This is a genomic window from Nonomuraea purpurea (genome assembly GCF_042650645.1).
GTDB lineage: Bacteria > Actinomycetota > Actinomycetes > Streptosporangiales > Streptosporangiaceae > Nonomuraea > Nonomuraea purpurea.
In genome coordinates this window covers 1-1,253 of sequence record NZ_JBHSBI010000087.1, presented here as the reverse complement: position 1 = coordinate 1,253, position 1,253 = coordinate 1, and the positions used below count along the sequence as shown (strand labels likewise).

The window sequence follows — 1,253 nt, the reverse complement described above, 5'->3', positions numbered from 1 at the left end:
AGCTCTTCCGCGGCGCGGAAGACGTCCTCGTCGGTGTCGCGCATCTCGATCGACATGCCGTCGCTGGACAGCACCTCGACGTTGAGACACAGCGACTGCATCTCCTTGATGAGCACCTTGAACGACTCCGGAATACCGGGCTCGGGAATGTTCTCGCCCTTGACGATGGCCTCGTAGACCTTCACCCGGCCGAGAACGTCGTCGGACTTGATGGTCAGCAGCTCCTGCAGGGCGTAGGCGGCGCCGTAGGCCTCCAGCGCCCACACCTCCATCTCACCGAACCGCTGACCACCGAACTGCGCCTTACCACCCAGCGGCTGCTGCGTGATCATCGAGTACGGACCGGTCGAACGCGCGTGAATCTTGTCGTCGACCAGGTGCAGCAGCTTCAGGATGTAGATGTAGCCGACCGCGATCGGGTACGGGAACGGCTCACCGGAGCGGCCGTCGAACAGCTGGGCCTTGCCGCTCTGCCGCACCATCCGGTCACCGTCACGGTTGGGGATGGTGCTGTCCAGCAGGCCGACGATCTCCTGCTCGTGCGCGCCGTCGAAGACCGGGGTGGCCATGTTGGTGCGCGGGGCCACCTTCTCGAAGCCCTTGTCACGCAGCCGCTCGGCCCACGCCTCCTGAATGCCGGAGATGTCCCAGCCGCGGGCGGCGATCCACCCCAGGTGGGTCTCCAGCACCTGGCCGACGTTCATCCGGCCGGGCACGCCCAGCGGGTTGAGGATGATGTCGACCGGGGTGCCGTCCTCCAGGAACGGCATGTCCTCGACCGGCAGGATCTTGGAGATGACGCCCTTGTTGCCGTGCCGGCCGGCCAGCTTGTCGCCGTCGGTGATCTTACGCTTCTGGGCCACGTACACGCGCACCAGCTCGTTGACACCCGGCGGCAGCTCGTCGCCCTCCTCACGGGAGAACACCCGAACCCCGATGACCTTGCCCTGCTCGCCGTGCGGCACCTTCAGCGAGGTGTCACGGACTTCGCGGGCCTTCTCACCGAAGATCGCGCGCAGCAGCCGCTCCTCCGGCGTCAGCTCGGTCTCGCCCTTCGGGGTGACCTTGCCGACCAGGATGTCGCCGTTCACCACCTCGGCGCCGATGCGGATGATGCCGCGCTCGTCGAGGTCGGCCAGGACCTCCTCGGAGACGTTCGGGATGTCCCGGGTGATCTCCTCGGGGCCCAGCTTGGTGTCGCGGGCGTCGACCTCGTGCTCCTCGATGTGGATCGAGGACAGCACGTCGTCCTG

General features: G+C 66.7%; 1 protein-coding gene. It reads right to left on the bottom strand.

Annotated elements, in window-relative coordinates; genetic code table 11:
- Positions 1–1,253 (bottom strand): DNA-directed RNA polymerase subunit beta (locus tag ACFOY2_RS54630; RefSeq protein WP_449290164.1); only part of this gene is annotated, 1,253 nt, incomplete at both ends.